General features: G+C 73.6%; 13 protein-coding genes and 2 pseudogenes. 8 read left to right on the top strand and 7 right to left on the bottom strand.

Features of this window, described 5'->3' with window-relative positions; genetic code table 11:
* Positions 1 to 3 precede the first annotated feature (3 nt).
* Positions 4 to 1,053: a LacI family DNA-binding transcriptional regulator gene (locus tag NX794_RS22180; RefSeq protein ID WP_258780441.1), complete on the bottom strand. Its 1,050-nt coding sequence runs from the start codon at positions 1,051 to 1,053 to the stop codon at positions 4 to 6.
* A 215-nt stretch (positions 1,054 to 1,268) separates the two neighbouring features.
* Here NX794_RS22180 and NX794_RS22175 point away from each other — a divergent pair, with 215 nt between their 5' ends.
* Positions 1,269 to 2,222, top strand: a complete 954-nt coding sequence (locus NX794_RS22175) for an ROK family protein (protein ID WP_258780440.1) — start codon at positions 1,269 to 1,271, stop codon at positions 2,220 to 2,222.
* 209 nt (positions 2,223 to 2,431) lie between these two features.
* Here the strand turns inward: NX794_RS22175 and NX794_RS22170 are convergent, their stop codons facing one another.
* A complete protein-coding gene (locus NX794_RS22170; RefSeq protein ID WP_258780439.1) occupies positions 2,432 to 2,767 on the bottom strand; it encodes a hypothetical protein in 336 nt (111 codons plus the stop codon).
* 57 nt (positions 2,768 to 2,824) lie between these two features.
* Here NX794_RS22170 and NX794_RS22165 point away from each other — a divergent pair, with 57 nt between their 5' ends.
* Entirely contained in the window at positions 2,825 to 3,028 is a 204-nt protein-coding gene (locus NX794_RS22165) for a hypothetical protein (protein ID WP_258780437.1), read from the top strand.
* Positions 3,029 to 3,169: 141 nt separating this feature from the next.
* The gene (locus NX794_RS22160) at positions 3,170 to 4,213 is read left to right on the top strand and encodes an NUDIX hydrolase (RefSeq protein WP_258780436.1); all 1,044 of its coding nucleotides are present in this window, start codon (positions 3,170 to 3,172) and stop codon (positions 4,211 to 4,213) included.
* A gap of 39 nt (positions 4,214 to 4,252) precedes the next feature.
* Here the strand turns inward: NX794_RS22160 and NX794_RS22155 are convergent, their stop codons facing one another.
* Positions 4,253 to 4,957 carry an MBL fold metallo-hydrolase gene (locus NX794_RS22155; RefSeq protein ID WP_258780435.1) on the bottom strand — a complete coding sequence of 235 codons (705 nt, stop codon included), beginning with the start codon at positions 4,955 to 4,957 and terminating at the stop codon, positions 4,253 to 4,255.
* 320 nt (positions 4,958 to 5,277) lie between these two features.
* Entirely contained in the window at positions 5,278 to 6,633 is a 1,356-nt protein-coding gene (locus tag NX794_RS22150) for a dipeptidase (RefSeq protein ID WP_258780433.1), read from the bottom strand.
* A gap of 140 nt (positions 6,634 to 6,773) precedes the next feature.
* Between NX794_RS22150 and NX794_RS22145 the strand changes: the two genes are divergently transcribed.
* A complete protein-coding gene (locus NX794_RS22145; protein WP_258780432.1) occupies positions 6,774 to 8,063 on the top strand; it encodes a geranylgeranyl reductase family protein in 1,290 nt (429 codons plus the stop codon).
* A gap of 30 nt (positions 8,064 to 8,093) precedes the next feature.
* Here the strand turns inward: NX794_RS22145 and NX794_RS22140 are convergent, their stop codons facing one another.
* Positions 8,094 to 8,552 (bottom strand): nitroreductase family deazaflavin-dependent oxidoreductase, encoded by a 459-nt coding sequence (locus tag NX794_RS22140; protein ID WP_258780430.1) that lies wholly within the window; start codon positions 8,550 to 8,552, stop codon positions 8,094 to 8,096.
* Positions 8,553 to 8,717: 165 nt separating this feature from the next.
* Here NX794_RS22140 and NX794_RS22135 point away from each other — a divergent pair, with 165 nt between their 5' ends.
* The 3 genes and pseudogenes from NX794_RS22135 (at position 8,718) to NX794_RS22125 (ending at position 11,099) form a co-directional block, all read left to right on the top strand.
* Positions 8,718 to 9,407, top strand: a complete 690-nt coding sequence (locus NX794_RS22135; RefSeq protein WP_258780429.1) for a TetR/AcrR family transcriptional regulator — start codon at positions 8,718 to 8,720, stop codon at positions 9,405 to 9,407.
* 125 nt (positions 9,408 to 9,532) lie between these two features.
* Positions 9,533 to 10,502: pseudogene (locus NX794_RS22130) on the top strand (sensor histidine kinase).
* Positions 10,499 to 11,099: pseudogene (locus NX794_RS22125) on the top strand (response regulator). Before NX794_RS22130 ends, NX794_RS22125 begins: the two co-directional pseudogenes overlap by 4 nt.
* On the opposite strand, the gene NX794_RS22120 reads toward NX794_RS22125, so the two are convergent.
* A complete protein-coding gene (locus NX794_RS22120) occupies positions 11,060 to 11,344 on the bottom strand; it encodes a DUF6332 family protein (RefSeq protein WP_258780428.1) in 285 nt (94 codons plus the stop codon). The pseudogene NX794_RS22125 and the gene NX794_RS22120 overlap by 40 nt on opposite strands.
* A gap of 113 nt (positions 11,345 to 11,457) precedes the next feature.
* On the opposite strand from NX794_RS22120, the gene NX794_RS22115 reads away from it, so the two are divergent.
* Complete coding sequence (locus NX794_RS22115) at positions 11,458 to 11,856, top strand: MarR family winged helix-turn-helix transcriptional regulator (protein ID WP_258780427.1); 399 nt, start codon at positions 11,458 to 11,460, stop codon at positions 11,854 to 11,856.
* Between the two features lie 18 nt (positions 11,857 to 11,874).
* Here the strand turns inward: NX794_RS22115 and NX794_RS22110 are convergent, their stop codons facing one another.
* Positions 11,875 to 12,618, bottom strand: coding sequence for a maleylpyruvate isomerase family mycothiol-dependent enzyme (locus NX794_RS22110; RefSeq protein ID WP_258780426.1), 744 nt, complete (start codon positions 12,616 to 12,618; stop codon positions 11,875 to 11,877).
* Positions 12,619 to 12,701: the final 83 nt, after the last annotated feature.

Here is a 12,701-nt window from a genome sequence, read left to right as displayed (position 1 = left end):
GGCTCAGCCGGCCGGCGGCAGCTCGCCCGAGCCGCGGGTGATCAGCCGGGTCGGCAGCTCGATCCGCTCCGGGGCGAGGAGAGAGCCGTCCAGCTGGCGGAAGAGCCGCTCGGCGGCGGTCCGGCCGAGAGCGGCGGCGTCCTGCGCGACGACCGTGACGCCCGGCTGGAGCAGATCGGCCAGCTCGATGTCGTCGAAGCCGACGAGGGCGACCGGCCGGGACCGCTCGGCCAGCACCCGGATCACGGTCACCGTCACCCGGTTGTTGCCGGTGAAGACCGCCGTGACCGGATCCGGGCCGTCGAGCATGTCCTCGGCCGCCCGACGCACCCGCTCGGGACTCGTCGCCCCCAGCGACATCCAGCGGTCCGCGACGGATATCCCCGCGTCCTCCATGGCCGTCCGGTAGCCCCGCAGCCGCTCGGCCGCGGTGTGGATGCGCGGCATGTCACCGATGAAACCGATCCGCCGGTGCCCCCGCGCGATCAGATGGGCGACACCGTCCCGGGCCCCGCCGAAGTTGTCCGACAGCACCACGTCGGCGTCGATCCGCCCGGCCGGACGGTCCACGAACACGGTGGCCACACCCGCCCTGATCTCCGGCTCCAGATACCGGTGGTCGTCGCCGGCCGGGATCACCACCAGACCGTCCACCCGCCGCGCGCACAGGGCCAGCGCCAGCTCCTGCTCGCGGTCCGGGTCCTCCGCGCTGGAACCGTTGATCAGCAGCGCCCCGTGCGCCCGGGCCACCTCCTCCACGGCGCGGCTGAGCGGGCCGTAGAACGGGTCCGCGAGATCCTCCAGGACCAGGCCGATGCTGGCCGTACGGCCCTTGCGCAGCACCCGGGCGCTGTCGTTGCGGCGGAAGCCCAGGGCCTCGATCGCCTCCTGCACGCGGCGCTCGGTGTCCGGGGTGACCCCGGCCTCGCCGTTGACCACGCGGGACACCGTCTTCAGGCCGACCCCGGCGCGCGCGGCCACGTCCTTCATCGTGGGACGGTTGCCGTACCGGCTCGTGAGGTGCTGGTCCGCGCGGCGGGTGGTCTCTGGCACGATGCGCTGTCCTGTCCTGTCGTACGTGCCGCCCAGGAGGGGTACTGCGGCCCTCTCCGGGCGGGTATGAGGATGTGGCGTCGAGCATAGAGCCTGGACAACGTTGTCAGATGCGAGAGAGACTGTCCACCGCTGTCCGCCGGCCCGCGCCCCCACCGCCCGGCCGGTCCGCCTGTCACTGGTTACCGAGCCTTCCCCGGGGAGATCTGACTCTGATGCACACCGACCTCGTCGCGGCCCTGGACATCGGCGGCACCAAGATCGCCGGCGCGCTGGTGGACGACGGCGGACGGATCCAGGCCCGCGCCCAGCGTGCCACGCCCGCCCAGCAGGACGGCGAAACGGTCATGCGGGCCGTCGAGGAGGTGCTCGGCGAACTCGCCGGATCGCCGCTGTGGGGACGCGCCGGCGTGGTCGGCATCGGCAGCGCGGGACCGGTGGACGCCTCGGCGGGCACCGTCAGCCCGGTCAACGTCCCCGGCTGGCGCGACTTCCCGCTGGTCGAGCGGGTCCGCGCGGCCACCGACGGACGCCCCGTCGAGCTGATCGGCGACGGCGTGGCCATCACCGCCGCCGAGCACTGGCAGGGCGCGGCCCGCGGCCACGACAACGCGCTGTGCATGGTCGTCTCGACCGGGGTCGGCGGCGGCCTGGTCCTGAACGGGCAACTGCACCCCGGCCCCACCGGCAACGCCGGGCACATCGGGCACATCAGCGTCGACCTCGACGGCGACCCCTGCCCATGCGGCGCCCGCGGCTGCGTCGAGCGCATCGCCAGCGGCCCCAACATCGCCCGGCGCGCCCTGGAACGGGGCTGGCGACCGGGCCCCGACGGCGACACCTCGGCCGCCGCGGTGGCCGCCGCCGCCCGCGAGGGCGACCCGCTCGCCGTGGCCTCCTTCGAACGGGCCGCCCAGGCCCTGGCCGCCGGCATCGCCGCCACCGCCACCCTGGTCGAGATCGACATCGCCGTGATCGGCGGCGGCGTGGGCAAGGCCGGCGACATCCTCCTCACACCGCTGCGCAAGGCCCTCACCGACTACGCGACCCTGTCCTTCGTCCAGCGGCTGACCGTCGTACCCGCCCAGATGGGCACGGACGCGGGCCTCGTCGGCGCCGCGGCGGCGGCACTGGCCCGTCAGCCGGACGCCACGGCGGCGAGTCTGTGACGGGGCGGCGAGCCTGTGACGGTGGTGAGCGCGTGACCGCCGGTGGCTCGGCATCGCACAGCAGCGGGCGGTAACCGGCGGGCGGCTGTTCGCCGTTGCCGGGTTCGTCACCAGGCACAAGGCGCCAGGCACCACGCGCCGGGCATCGGCCGCCGGCCGCCCGGCTCGCGCAGCCGGAGTCCGCGCCGGCCCGCGCGGTGGTCGCCGCCTCACCGGAACTCGTGGACGACCTCGATCCGGCCGACGATGTGCGCGTTGAACTCGTCCAGCTCCTCGGCCGGCACCCACAGTTCGAGGATCGTCCGCCCGCCGGCCTGCCGCACCGGATAACGGCCGGCGAACTCCGCGTCGATCTCGAAGCCGGCGCCGTCGTGCCGCACGTTCCAGTCCCGGGCGATCCGGATCGCGTAGTCCTCGTTCAGGACGGGATAGAAGATCGGCTGCTCCGGGAGCCGGGGCGGCCACGCGCGCCAGTCCAGTGCGCGCACCAGCTCCAGCTCGACGGAGCCACGCCACAACGGTGCCCGGCAGCCGGTGCGCCGCATGGTCCCACCTCCGCCGGGAACCGTGACCCCCCGGCCGCTTCCGCAGTTGCTCAGGCCATGAAGAAGCGCAGCATGCTCGCCATCGCCAGCCTCGCCACCGGATTCGTCGTGGCCGCCATCACCCCGTCCCACGCCGCCGACAGCGGCCCCCTCGGCGACCTCAACGTCTCGGACACCCTGGACACCGCCGGCAACCTCGTCAGCCACGACAGCTTCTCCATCGACGACCCCGCCCTGGGCCCCGCCCTCGGCCAGGAGTAGCCCCCGGCGTACGGCGTGCGTGCCGGCGTCCCCGCCGCAGGGGCCGCCGGCACTCCCGTGCGGGCACCCTCACCGGTGCGGGGTTTCCATGGCAGGGTGGAGCGGGCAAGCCACAGGGGCCGAACACAAGAGGGGGAGTCCGTGACCGTCGTCTGGATCAACGGCGCGTTCGGTGCGGGGAAGACCACCACCGCACGGGAGCTGATCGAGCTGATCCCGAACAGCACGCTCTTCGACCCCGAGGTCGTCGGCGCGGCGCTCACGCAGCTGCTGCCGGCCAAGCGACTGGCCGAGGCCGGCGACTTCCAGGACCTGCCGGTCTGGCGGCGGCTCGTGGTGGACACCGCGGCCGGCCTGCTCGCCGAACTGGGCGGCACCCTCGTGGTCCCCATGACCCTGCTCCGCCAGGAATACCGCGACGAGATCTTCGGCGGCCTCGCCGCCCGCCGGATCGCCGTCCACCATCTGCTGCTGGCCCCGGCCGAAACGATCCTGCGCGAGCGAATAGCGGGGCGCGAGGTGCCCCCCGACCTCCCCGACGGGGAGATGCGGGTACGCCAGTGGTCCTACGACCGCATCGAGCCCTACCGCACCGCCCTCGCCTCCTGGCTCGCCGCCGACGCGCACCTCGTGGACACCAGCGCCCTCACCCCGTACGAGACCGCCGTGCACATCGCCGAGTCGGTGGGCCGCGGTGCCGCCCCGGTCTGCGACATCGTGCAGACCCCCGAACCGACCGCCGAGACCCTGGCCGCCGGGGTCCTGCTCTTCGACGACCGGGACCGGGTCCTCCTCGTGGACCCCACCTACAAGCCCGGCTGGGAGTTCCCCGGCGGCGTCGTCGAGCGCGGCGAGGCCCCGGCACGGGCCGGCATGCGCGAGGTCGCCGAGGAGACCGGGATAGAGCTGCGGGAGGTGCCCCGGCTGCTCGTGGTCGACTGGGAACGGCCGGTGCCGCCCGGCTTCGGGGGACTGCGGCTCCTCTTCGACGGCGGCCGGCTGGAGTCCGGACAGGCGTCCCGCGTGCTGCTGCCGGGACCCGAACTGCGCGCCTGGCGCTTCGCGACGGAACAGGAGGCCGCCGAGATGCTGCCACCGGTGCGCTACGAGCGGCTGCGGTGGGCCCTGCGGGCGCGCGAGCGCGGGACAGCGCTGTATCTGGAGGCGGGCGTACCGCTCGGCTGACCGCGAGCGCGTCCCGCGTTCTGCGTCCCGCGTCCCGCGTCAGGTGGCGGCCGCGACCTCACGCAGCGCGGCCGAGGCGCCGCCCACCACCGGGTCGCCGTGACCGAAGCAGGCGACCTCGGCACCGAGTCCGGCCAGCCGGCGGATCGAGGCGAGGAGCCGGGGCCGGTCCAGGTTGAACACTCCCGGGATCACCGTGCCGTCCAGCGGAGAGACGGCCACCGTGTCGCCGGTGAACAGCACCCCGTCCTCGGGCAGGAACAGCGCGATGCTGCCGTCCGTGTGCCCGGGGACGTGCAGCACCCGGGCACCCCCGCCGAAGTCCAGCACGTCACCGTCCGACAGCTCCGTGACGGCGTCCGGGCGGACGGGGACGCCCTCGGGCAGATTCCGGACGGCCTCCGCGAAGACCGGCAGCTCCCAGTCCTCGAACCGGGGCGCGGGACCGGGGAGTTCACCGCGCACGAACGGCGCGTCGAGCCGGTGCGCCAGCACCTCGGCCCCGCTCAGCGCGGCGAACTCCCCGGCCCCGCCGACATGGTCCTCGTGGAAGTGCGTCAGCACGATCCGCCGTACGTCCGCGGGTACGTGCCCGAGCGCCGCGACCGCGTCGGCGATCACCGCACCGGCCCCGACCGTGCCCGCGTCGACCAGCGTCAACCCGTCGTCGTCCCGCCAGAGATAGGCCTGACCGACGGCGAAGCGGAGGAGATGAAGACGGGGGAGCAGAGAAATGACGTCCATGCACCGACCGTAGACACGCCGCACGCCCGGGGCGAGGGGACTCTGCCGGGGGCAGAAGGGGCCGCCCAGGAGCCCGGGTGTCACCCCGGTCACCCGTGCCCTGTCCTGCCCTGTCCTGCCCGATGCCCTCGCCCACCGCGACCTGGCGGACCAGGAAGTCGGGATGGCCGGCGGTCGAGGGCGCCGTCCCGAGGCAGGCCGCCGGCGGCGAGCGGCACAACCAGCGCCGCGCGCCCCCGCGTTCAGCTCACGGCCATTCCCGTGAGCGAGGGCCGGATGCCGCCCCGCCTCGGCCGGGACCGACCGAGGAACCGCCCCGCTCAGCTCCCCGCGTAGTTCCGCAGGAACAGCGCCTCCGCCACCGAGAGCCGCTCCAGTTCCTGCGGGGACACGCTCTCGTTGACCGCGTGGATCTGGGCCTCCGGCTCGCTCAGCCCGATGAGGAGGATCTCCGCCTGCGGGTAGAGGCCGGCGAGGGTGTTGCACAGCGGGATGGAGCCGCCCTGGCCGGCGTACTGCATCGTCTCGCCCGGATAGGCGACCGCCATCGCGTCGGCCATCGCCTGGTACGCCGGACTGGTGGTGTCGGCGCGGAAGGCCTGGCCCCGGCCGATCTGCTCGGTGCCGACCCGGGCGCCCCACGGCGTGTGCGCCTCCAGGTGGGCCTGGAGCAGCTTGGTAGCCGCCGCCGCGTCCACACCCGGCGGCACCCGCAGGCTGATCAGGGCCCGCGCGGTGGACTGCACCGAGGGCGTCGCGCCGACGACCGGCGGGCAGTCGATACCGAGGACGGTGACGGCGGGACGCGCCCAGATCCGGTCGGCGACCGAACCGTCACCGATCAGACCGACCCCGTCCAGCACCTTGGCGTCCTGGCGGAACTGGTCCTCCGAGTACTCCAGGCCGTCCCACCCGGCCGCCGCGTCCAGCCCGTCGACCGTGGTCGAGCCGTCCTCGGCACGCAGCGAGTCCAGCACCCGGATCAGCGCCGCGAGCGCGTCCGGAGCGGCACCGCCGAACTGGCCCGAGTGCAGGTTCCCGGCCAGCGTGTCGATCCGTACCCGCACCAGCGTCATACCGCGCAGCGTGGTGGTGACGGTCGGCAGCCCCACCCGGAAGTTGCCCGTGTCGCCGATGACGATGGTGTCCGCCGTCAGCAGCTCGGGGTGGTCCTCGGCGTACCGCTCCAGACCCCCCGTACCCTGCTCCTCCGAGCCTTCCACGATCACCTTGACGTTGACCGGCACACCGCCGTTCGCCTTCAGGGCGCGCAGCGCGAGCAGGTGCATGATCAGACCGCCCTTGCAGTCGGCGGCCCCGCGCCCGTACCAGCGGCCGTCGCGCTCGGTCAGCTCGAACGGCGGGGAGATCCAGCCCGCCTCGTCGAGCGGCGGCTGCACGTCGTAGTGCGCGTACAGAAGGACCGTTTTGGCGCCCGCGGGGCCCGGCAGATAGCCGTACACCGACTGGGTGCCGTCCGGGGTGTCCAGGACGGCCACGTCCACGAAGTCCTCGGCGCGCAGCGCGTCCACGATCCAGCGGGCGGCGGCCTCGCTCTCGCTCTTCGGGAACTGCGCGAAGTCCGCCACCGATTCGAAGGCGACCAGTTCGGCCAGCTCCGCCTTCGCCCGGGGCAGCAGCGAGGCGACGGTCTCGGCGACCGGATTCGACGACATGGGCACGCTCCTCGTGGGTGCGACGTTGAACAGCTGAACAGGGTGAGTACTCCCGATACTCCCACAGTGGCCTGCGAGGACGGCCGCCGTAGGATGCGAGGGACACTACGGCAGCGGCTGGATCGGAGCGGCAGACCATCGTGAGCGGCGAGAACTCTTCGGCGGACGACGTACAGCGGGTGTGGGACGTCGTCGTGGTGGGCGCGGGACCCGCAGGGGCCTCGGCGGCCTACGCGGCGGCGGTCGCGGGACGGCGCGTCCTGTTGCTGGAGAAAGCCGAGCTGCCCCGCTACAAAACATGCGGCGGCGGCATCATCGGCCCGTCCCGCGACGCGCTGCCACCCGGCTTCGAACTGCCGTTCCAGGACCGCGTGCACGCGGTCACCTTCTCCAACAACGGCCGCTTCACCCGCACCCGCCGCTCCCGGCAGATGCTCTTCGGCCTCGTCAATCGGCCCGAGTTCGACCAGCAGTTGGTCGAACACGCCCAGAAGGCCGGCGCCGAGCTGCGTACGGGCGTCACAGTGCAGCGCGTCGAGCAGCACGGCTCGGCGGTCCCCGACCGGCGCACGGTCGCCGTCGTCCTGGCGGGCGGCGAGACGGTGCTGGCCCGCGCGGTCGTCGGCGCCGACGGCAGCGCCAGCCGCATAGGCGCCCACGTCGGCGTGAAGCTCGACCAGGTGGACCTCGGCCTGGAGGCGGAGATCCCGGTGCCGGAGCCGGTCGCCGAGGACTGGAAGGGCCGGGTGCTCATCGACTGGGGCCCGCTGCCGGGGAGTTACGGCTGGGTGTTCCCCAAGGGCGACACGCTCACGGTCGGCGTGATCTCTGCGCGCGGCGAGGGCGCGGCCACCAAGCGGTATCTGGAGGACTTCGTCGCCCGCCTGGGCCTGGCCGGTTTCGAACCGGCCGTCTCCTCCGGCCACCTGACCCGCTGCCGCGCCGACGACTCACCGCTCTCGCGCGGCCGGGTGCTGGTCTGCGGCGACGCGGCCGGCCTGCTGGAGCCCTGGACCCGGGAGGGCATCTCGTTCGCGCTGCGCTCGGGCCGGCTCGCGGGGGAGTGGGCGGTCCGCATCGCCGAGGCCCACGACGCCGTCGACGCCCGGCGCCAGGCGCTGAACTACGCGTTCGCCGTCAAGGCCGGGCTCGGTGTCGAGATGAGCGTCGGCAAGCGGATGCTGGCCCTGTTCGAGAAGCGTCCCGGCCTGTTCCACGCGGCCCTCACCGGCTTCCGCCCGGCGTGGAAGTCGTTCAAGGAGATCACCCAGGGCTCGACCTCGCTCGGTGAACTGGTCCGCGCCCACCCGCTCGCCCAGCGCGCCCTGTCCGTGCTGGACCGCGGCCAGGCCGCCCCGGCCGAGCACGCGGCTTCGGCCGGGGACGCCTCGTCCGGAGACACCTCGGCGGAGGAGCCTGCCACTCCGTGAAGCACGCCGCGAAGTACGCCCCGATGCACGTCAGTTCGTCACGGTGATCCGGAAGACGGGGTGGTCGCCGGCGCAGGCGGTGATCTCCTCGTCCGAGGACCTGGCAGTCACCCCGGCGAAGTACTGGTCGACCTCCCAGCCCCACTTCTCCAGATAGGTCCGCAGGATCGGGAGCTTCTCGGCGTCGGGAAGCTCCACCGCGGTGAAGGCGCGCACCCGGCGGCCGACCCGCAGCTCACCGCCGCCCGCCGCGCGCATGTTCCGCACCCACTGCGAGTGACCGCGCGCCGAGACCAGGTACTGCCCGCCGTCGTGGGTGTGCGGATTGACCGGGATACGCTGCATCTCGCCGCTCTTGCGCCCGCGCACCGACATCTCGGCGGTGCCGGCGAGGCTGAGTCCCTGCCGGGCGAGCCAGCCGATCACCCTGTTCAGACGGACGTTGAGCGGGCTGCCCTTGAGGTAGTACGGCGTGGCGGACGACGGCATGGTGACCCCCAGGTCTTCGTGAGAGCGGTGCTCTCGATGAGTGTCAGTGTGGGGCGGACTGGTGCTCCATAGCAAGAGCGCCGCTCTCATTTTTCCCGCTGCTCTCGCACGCGTGCGCCGATCTCGTGCATGTGCGGTGCTCTCGGCACGTGGCACACTGCCGGTATGACCACCGCTCAGGGCGCCCGCGCACGGGCCAGGGCCGAGATCACCGCCGCCATCAAGGAAGCCGCCCGCAGGCAACTGGCGGACGAGGGCGCGGCCAAGCTCTCGCTGCGCGCCGTCGCCCGCGAGGTGGGCATGGTCTCCTCGGCTGTCTACCGCTACTTTCCCAGCCGCGACGAACTGCTCACCGAGCTGATCATCGACGCGTACGACTCCCTCGGCGAGGCCGCCGAACAGGCGCGGGACACCGCCGAAGACGCCACGCCCCTGGCGCGCTGGACGGCCGTCTGCGAGGCGGCGCGCTCCTGGGCGCTCGCCCACCCGCACGAGTACGCGCTGATCTACGGCTCGCCCGTCCCCGGCTACTCCGCCCCGCAGACCACCGTCCGGGCCGCCGCCCGGGTCGGCCTGGCGCTCATCGGCATCGTCGGCGACGCCCGCGAGGGCACCGGCCTGGCACTGCCCACGCTCCCCGCCGAACTGCGCCCCGAGGCCGAGCGGATGGCCGCCGACTTCGCCCCCGGCCTGCCCGTCGAGGCGGTGCCGGCGATGGCGGCGGCCTGGGCGCAGCTGTTCGGGCTGATCGGGTTCGAGGTGTTCGGGCAGTTCCACCGGGTGGTGGAGGACCGGGAGCCGTTCTTCCGGCACGCGGTACGGGAGCTGGCCCGGAGCGTCGGCATCGAGGAGTGAGAGCGGCCGTACTCCCTGGGGGTTCGGGCTTGAGGTGGGAGACCGGTCGTACTCCAGGGGGAGTACGACCGGTCGCGCCGCCCGACGGACGCCCGCACCGCCCGCCGCCGTCTGGCGTGGCGTACATGGAAGCGGAACACGGGGGCGGCCCCGCGCAAGGGGGGCGGTATGGGCCTCCGCGGTGGACCGGGTTCCCGTGGCGGTACAGATCCCCGGGGCGGTACGGACCTCCGTCGCGCTACGGGCCGCTGTCGCGCTACCGGCCCCCGTGGTGGAACCACCCGGACGACCCCGAGGCGCGGCGCGCCCGGCTGCCCTGGCGCTCCACGCTGGTCGTCACCGCGTTCGTCCTGGGCGGCACCGCCTTCGCAGCCCAGGAGCAGCAGCGCGTTCCACTCGACGGCTGGGGCCATGCGCTGCTGCTGCTCGCCTCGCTCCCGCTGCTGTGGCGCGTGCGGTACCCGGCCGCAGTGGCCCTCGGCACGGCGGCGGTGACCCTCGCCTACCTGGCCCTGGGCTACCCCTACGGGCCCGTCCTCCTCGCCGTCGCCGAACTGGCCCGGGTGCGGCGCGAGCAGTGGTTCCGCGAGCGCGCGGACCGCGCCGCGGCGGCGAAACGGCGCGCGGACGAGGAACGCCTGCGCATCGTCCGCGAGGTGCACGACGTCCTCGCCCACGGCATCTCCGTCATCAACGCCCAGGCGGGCATGGGCCTCGCCCTGCACGACAGCGACCCCGGGACCGGCTCCCCGAACTGGTGGAACAGGCGGCGGCGACCGGCCTGACGGTTGAGACCGAGGGCGAGCCGCCGCAGCTGCCGGCCGGCGCCGATCTGGCCGTCTTACGCATCGCGCAGAAGGCCCTCACCAACGTCGTACGGCACTCCGGGGCAGGGCACGTGCGCGTACGCCTCACCCACGACGGCACCGCCCTGCGCCTGCGCGTCGACGACGACGGCCCCCCGACCGGCGCGGATGCCGGGGGCGGCGGCAACGGGCCGCCGCGCTGGGTGGCACCAACGGGGCGGGCCCGCGCCCCGACTGCGGCTTCCGGGTGCTCGCCGTACTGCCCACGCCGCTCAAGGAGGACCGGTGATCCGGGTACTGCTCGCCGACGACCAGTCGCTGGTGCGGGCCGGCTTCCGGGCGCTGCTCGACGTCTAGCCGGACATCGAGGTGGTCGGCGAGGCGGCCGACGGCGAGGGGACGCTGCGACTCGTAGGCCAACTGGGCCCGGACGTCGTCCTGATGGACATCCGCATGCCGTTGCTGGACGGCCTGGCAGCGACTCGGCGTATCACCGGGGGCCCGGAGCTGAGGGACGTGAAGGTGGTCATGCTGACCACCTTCGAACTCGACGAATACGTCTTCGAGGCCCTGCGCGCCGGTGCCTCGGGGTTCCGCGTCAAGGACACCGAGCCGGACGAACTCCTGCGCGCCGTAAGGGCGGTGGTCGAGGGAGACGCGCTGCTCCCACCCGGTGTCACGCGCAGGCTCATCGCGGAGTTCGCGGCCCGCTCCAAGGAACCGGCCGCCGCGGACGCGCTCTTCCGGCCGGCGCCTGGTGGTCAGCCCGCTCACCGCCAACACCCACGTGAGCCGCACCATGGTGAAACCGGGTGCCCGGGACCGCGCCCAACTCGTGGTCCTGGCCTACGAGTCGGGGCTGGTCCGGCCGGGCTGGCTCGGCTGAGGCTCCCGCTGGAAGCGCACCAGCACGCTCACCACCCGGGCGAAGAAGAGCACCACGGCGAACGCGGTGCCCAGCCACAGCAGGACTCGCGTCGGCAGCGGCGGGAGATCGAGGAACAGTGCCGGCCCGACGACGGCTCCAAACACCACGGCCGCCGCGAAGCCCGCGCTGAGCAGCGCGTATCCGATCTCGACCGTCGCCGCGTCCTGTTGGGCCCTCGTCCGCCGTCCCCCGTATGTGTCCATTCCGCCAGTCTCACAGGCGCGCACCCGACGGAACAAGCCGACTTCCGCAACGGTAGATGTAGGCGCATTTAATGCGAATGCAGCAAATTCGGTTTCTCTGCTACGGTGCGCTCATGGCGGCGGACCGGGCCGAGCAGGCACTAGTGGAGCAGTGGCGCGACATCCTCGCGCGGCACGCCCGCACCCAGTGCGAGCTGGACCGGGTGCTGCACGGACACGGCCTGTGCGCCAGCGACTTCGAGGTGCTCGACCTGCTGGCCGAGGCGGGCGCCGCGGACGGTGGCTGCGCCTACCGGGTGCAGGAGATCTCCGACCGGGTCCACCTCAGTCAGAGCGCCCTGTCCCGCCTGATCGGCCGGCTGGAGAAGGACGGCCTCGTACGGCGGGCCATGTGCCCCGAGGACCGGCGCGGGGTCCGTGTCGCGCTCACCGCGAAGGGGCGCGCGCTGCACGGCGACGTGCGGCCGGTGCAGCGCGCGGTCCTGGCACGGATGCTGGACGGGACGGACTGAATCCGGGCCGGCGGCGCGTCAGCCGATGCCGGACGCCTCCCGCCACAGCTCGGCCAGCGACCGGTCCCCGAGCACCCCGGGCGGCTCCGCGCGGTTCCACAACGCCAGGTACAACTCCTCGGCGGTCCCGTACAGTTCGGCGTCGGCCTCCCCGACCGCGCCCCGCACCGTGGCGGGCGGCCCGGTCGTCAGGCGTACGGTCCACACGGCGCCCGTGCCCGCGTCGGTGGCCCGTACCCGTAGCACGCGGGGCTCCGCGGTGCGCACCCGGCTCCTGGAGCGGGCATGGAAGCCGCACAGCAACTCGTCGATGCCGTCGGCCGCGAAGTCCGGCGCGACCGGGGTCACCGGGCCGCCCCGGGCGGCCTCCGCGTCGTAGCGGTGCACGGTCGTCTCGTGCGCCTGCCGCCGGGCCCAGAACGCGAGCGGCGACGGGCCGGACGAGGGCAGGAACGTCCAGCACCCGACGTCGGCGGGTGCGGCGGCCAGGGTGTCCAGCAGCAGCCGGTGGCTGTCCCGGTACCAGTCCACCAGCGCGGCACCGTCCAGGTCCGGCGGATCGCCCATCGGCCGGGGCGCGGTGTGCGCGTCGGCGACGAAACCGGCGGCCCAGCGGTGCACCACGCCGGTGTGCCGCAGCAGATCACGCACCTGCCAGCCGGGACAGCCCGGCACCTTCGCCGAGGGACCCGCCCCGGCGGCGGCAGCGGCCAGCGCCCGGCCCTCCCGCTCCAACACCTCACAGAACTCGGCAGTCTCCATGCGGTGAGTGTGCCGGACGGGCCGCGCGCACGGTGCCGTGGGCTCAAACTGTGCGTGGAGGGACGGGGCGTTGGTGAGACGGT

Origin of the sequence: Streptomyces pyxinicus (assembly GCF_024753135.1) — a bacterium.
In the GTDB taxonomy this organism is placed as follows: Bacteria; Actinomycetota; Actinomycetes; order Streptomycetales; family Streptomycetaceae; genus Streptomyces; species Streptomyces pyxinicus.
Note: the sequence above shows the minus strand (reverse complement) of the source record. Positions and strands in the feature narration are given on the sequence as shown.